This window comes from Bacillus sp. CDB3 (genome assembly GCF_002081505.1).
Taxonomy (GTDB): Bacteria; Bacillota; Bacilli; order Bacillales; family Bacillaceae_G; genus Bacillus_A; species Bacillus_A cereus_AT.
This window is the reverse complement of the sequence record NZ_ALBR01000146.1, coordinates 1-4398: the sequence shown is the minus strand read 5'-3', so window position 1 is coordinate 4398 and position 4398 is coordinate 1. Positions and strand designations below refer to the sequence as shown.

Sequence of the window (4398 nt, the reverse complement as noted above, 5' to 3'; positions counted from 1 at the left end):
TGTTTGATGAAATAAGCTTGTTATTAATGGCTCAAGAAATCCATTGATAACAAGCTTATTTGTTTAAAGATAAATGTATTTATATAGCATGGACTTCCGGTAAAATCGTTATTTATCATAGCTCCACTTTGTTTTTTACATCGATAAGCTTAAAACGTTCGCAAACGAGAAGCATATCTTCAGAAAAACCAAGACCGAGCTCGCTTAGTTCCTTTGTAAAAAACTGAATATGGGTATCTCTCCAGTAACTATAGGTACGATCGCCTTCGCCTTCAGCGATAGCGAATTCTTCAGTCACTTCATTCATTGGCATTATAGTTACTTCTATTGTCTTAATAATAGCTACAGGTTCATCCTGACTATTAAGTACAATACTATAATCGTTAGTTGTTGGTAGTGGTTCATTTTCTAATTCATAAAAAATATGGCCGGAGCATGTTGTAGTTTTCACACCATCAATGACTAATTGAGCGAGATAATCAGGAGAATCACCAAATTGCCAAGCTGTAACAGATTCTGGTTTTTCATTGTTTCCCCAATAAGTATCCCAATATGATTGCGCTAATGGATTCATTTGTATCGTTACCTCACTTTAATTAATATTTTAGTCTCTTTATAATCCCTGGGGAATTTCCTTATTTGTTAGATTCTTTAATTTTGAGTTTTAAAGTCTATTTATTAACAAGAATATATACAAGGTATTGCCCTCTGTAGCCTGCTCACGCCTTCTTTTATTTCTTCAGTTGTTAAATGTCCATACCCCATAATAATTCGATTATGATGTTTTCCTTTTTCAATGGCGTGGTCTTCCACAGGATATACTTTAACCCCAAGTTGTTGGATTTTCTCAAGTAATTCTTTGTTGAATTGAAATTGATTGAATTCAACAATCAGGTGTAATCCTGTAGAATAACCGAAAATATTGATCTTATTTGAAAATGCTAATTTTAATTGCTGGATAAGGAAGTCTCTTCGATTTTTATAGATTTTTTTCATCTTCATAATATGCCGTTCCAAATAATCTTCGGCAATAAATTTAGCAAGGACAAGCTGATTTAAAGAAGATGTATGTAGATCTGAAAACCATTTTACCCTGCGACATTTTTCAATAAGGTGTGAAGGAAGAACTAAGTATCCCATCCTAAGGGCCGGTGATAAAATTTTACTAAATGAACCTATATATATAACACGCTCGGGATCCAACCCCTGTAATGAACTTACAGGTGAGCCTTCATATCGAAACTCACTGTCATAATCATCTTCAATGAGATAACAATTTGTTTTTCTTGAGTAGTTAATCAATTGAACCCGTCGTTGAATCGGTAACGCTCCTCCTAAAGGAAACTGATGAGAAGGAGTAGTGAAGATGAATTTTGGGTTTTTATTTGCAGGTAGCAAAGATGTATCCATCCCATTATAATCAACTGGTATAGGATAAAGGAAGGCTCCTGAATTTTTAAAAATTGTTTGAATGTCATTGGTGATGGGATCTTCTATTAGTACTTCGTCGCCTGTTGACAAAAGTAACTTAGAAACAAGTGTTAAAGCTTGCGTTGCACCGGAGGTAATTATCAATTGTTCTGGATGACAAAAAACTCCTCTTGTTTTTAGTAAATAGCGTGATAAAACCTTTCTTAATTCGGGACGCCCTTCGGGAATATCGTATCCAAACGTAGAAGGAGGTGTTTCATTCCATATAGTATGAGATAACTTTGCCCATCCCTTACGTGGAAATAAGTCTAATGCTGGTATCCCTGAACGAAAATTAATGATGTTACTGTCTTTGTTTATTTCTTCGCACCAAGATAAAGAATCAATTAGAGTTGATTTTTTACGTTGTTCTAAATAAGTCCCTTCTGCAATGAATGTCCCGGCGCCCTGTCGAGCGACCAAAAAACCTTCGGAAAATAATTGATCATAAGCTTCTAAAATTACATTCCTAGACACGCTTAATTCAGAAGATAATTCCCGTGTTGATGGTAGTTTTTCTCCAGATTGTAGCTCTCCGTTTAATATTCGTTCACGTATTTGGTGATAAACCTGTCGTATTAAACTTATATCTAACGATCGATCAATAGGTATCCAAAGCATATAAATGTTCCCTTCATCAAAATTGGTACCATAAAAGTTTGGTTGAAATGGTACTAATATAAACCATTTTAGCATGCTATAGTTGGATCAAATAGTTCTAAAGGGGATGAAAATGTGATGACGAAACCGGAATTCCAAGTAGCTCAGGCATTTAAATCGATTGCACGAAATGAACATATTAAATCCTATGTACAACAATCCACTGAACTCTATGCATTATTATTGCAAGCCGCGAAACGCTTTGTCACCGGAGAAACGAGACATGAAGGGATTGTGACAGCAAAAGAACTAATTGCAAAAGGTTATCATACTTCACTAGAATACATAGGGGAAAATACTCTAGATATAGAGGAATGTTATAAAGCAAAAAATGAGTTTTGGAATCTTATTGGGGATATGGGTGCTCTATCTATGAAACAAACAGTATCACTCGATTTATCGCATATTGGATTATCTATAGATCCAGAAATATCTTATATTCATTTAATGGAGTTGGCAGAGAGGGCAAAAGTACATGGAACTACCCTTATGATAAGTATGGAAGAATCATCTAAAGCAGCAGACATTTTTTCCATCTATAAAAAAACAACTGAGCAATATCCTAATGTAGGGATAACGATTCAGGCGCATTTATATCGCTCAAACAATGATATTCAAGAACTCCTACATTATCCAGGGAAAATACGAGTTGTAAAAGGTGCCTATCAAGAAGTTTCGGATATTGCTATGCCTAGGTCAACTGACTTAAATCAACAGTATCTTCAGATTGTAGAACAACTAGTTGAAAACAACCATCCTGTATCTATAGCTACACATGATGAAATTCTTATTAAAGAAATGGAGCAACGTCAATATTTTAGCCAATCTAATGTAGAAATAGAAATGCTATATGGAATTCGTCCGGATATGTTAAGTGATTTGAAAAACAAAGGACATAATGCTAGGGTGTATTTGACTTATGGGAAAGAGTGGTACTTGTATTTATGCCATCGGATAGCTGAATATCCGGAAAATTTATATCATGTAGTGATAGATATGATACATTCATCTTCAGTACAGCAGAGTAGGGAATATTAAATAGACATTTAATCTTAAATGTAAAAATTATTTTGGCTATGGTTATTATGAGGGAGTTCAGTTATAGCGAGTAAGTTAAATAATTTTGGTTGTGGCCCAAAAAAAGAGCCGGATTTTTCTTAAAGTAGAAATTCCGGCTCTTTTTATATTGAAATTTTTTTAGTTTATATTTGCGTTAAATGCGGACAGGACTCCTATAGGTATTGAAAAGATTATGATTTATAATTGTGCAGCCGTAGTATACCTTGTTGCAGAATTTGTTTTTATGGGTGTTTTATATGTATTGGTTTCTTATTGTTATGTATTCTTAGGTTTATAGCTAGAAATAAATGAATTTGTAATTCTATATGTATTTCAAAACGGAGGATATATAATAGAAACAATAAAATTACATGCTTTGTTAGTAACTCGATTCGCTCTTCTAGCGGTAAAACGTAAATATAGGTATAGGATAAACATCCTTAAATGTGATAAAAAGTGATAAAACACAAACAGAACAAACATTCCCTCCGGGTGTGTTAGGTACACTCGATCAATTGAGGTACGTATTTTTAATCCAGTATATGTGTTTAAAAAGAAATGCTATCAATTGGTTCGGGCCTTGAGTATAGTTTATTTGTATATCTTATAATGTTTGTTAAGAGGATATAAAAGTTATTACGACTAGGCCATATGGAAATGGATGCTGCTAAAGATGAAAGAGATATAAGTCTGCTATTTCAGTGACACAGGGATAGTTAGTAAATGTATTAGTGTGTTTCTATATATTTACGAGTATACAGGTAAGTAACCATTACTTCATATAAGGGGAACTCTATAACTAGAGTAGTATGTAAGAATTTCTGTATCGTTGTCTGTTATAAGAATACGTATATCTTCCATCGTTTCTAATAGAGTGCCTGATAAACAAAGAGGTGTTAGGGAGCGCAATAACTTTTTAATTACATATTAGTATTTATTAAAATAAGGTTGTTAGTTTCACTAGAAAAAACTTCCGTACCAATTAAGTCTAGGGTATAAGTAAACTTGAATATATTTTGGAAGAAGAAATTAAAGCGAAGTCGAAGAGGCTTTTCGGATAATGCAATATTTATAGGTTCTTCTCTAGATTAGAGAGTGTAAAAATATTAACTTGAATAACTTTATAAAAAGGTATTGACGATTAGAGTATAGAGGTGTAATATAGAAAAAGTCGCCGATAGCAACAACGCAGAAAGCGACAAACGAAAT

Annotated in this window: 3 protein-coding genes; 1 reads left to right on the top strand and 2 read right to left on the bottom strand. The window is 33.5% G+C overall.

What is annotated here, in order from left to right; translation table 11 throughout:
* Positions 1 to 115: 115 nt before the first annotated feature.
* Both CDB3_RS31480 and pdxR read right to left on the bottom strand, forming a co-directional pair.
* Positions 116 to 574: an ASCH domain-containing protein gene (locus CDB3_RS31480; RefSeq protein ID WP_128857198.1), complete on the bottom strand. Its 459-nt coding sequence runs from the start codon at positions 572 to 574 to the stop codon at positions 116 to 118.
* Positions 575 to 678: 104 nt separating this feature from the next.
* Entirely contained in the window at positions 679 to 2091 is a 1413-nt protein-coding gene (gene pdxR, locus CDB3_RS31475; protein WP_128857200.1) for a MocR-like pyridoxine biosynthesis transcription factor PdxR, read from the bottom strand.
* Positions 2092 to 2208: 117 nt separating this feature from the next.
* Here pdxR and CDB3_RS31470 point away from each other — a divergent pair, with 117 nt between their 5' ends.
* The gene (locus CDB3_RS31470; protein WP_128857199.1) at positions 2209 to 3168 is read left to right on the top strand and encodes a proline dehydrogenase family protein; all 960 of its coding nucleotides are present in this window, start codon (positions 2209 to 2211) and stop codon (positions 3166 to 3168) included.
* Positions 3169 to 4398 lie beyond the last annotated feature (1230 nt).

Coding starts and splice junctions, on each gene's coding strand:
- pdxR (WP_128857200.1), bottom strand. CDS start 2,091: ATGCTTTGGATACCTATTGATCGATCGTTAGATATAAGTTTAATACGA.
- CDB3_RS31480 (WP_128857198.1), bottom strand. CDS start 574: ATGAATCCATTAGCGCAATCATATTGGGATACTTATTGGGGAAACAAT.
- CDB3_RS31470 (WP_128857199.1), top strand. CDS start 2,209: ATGACGAAACCGGAATTCCAAGTAGCTCAGGCATTTAAATCGATTGCA.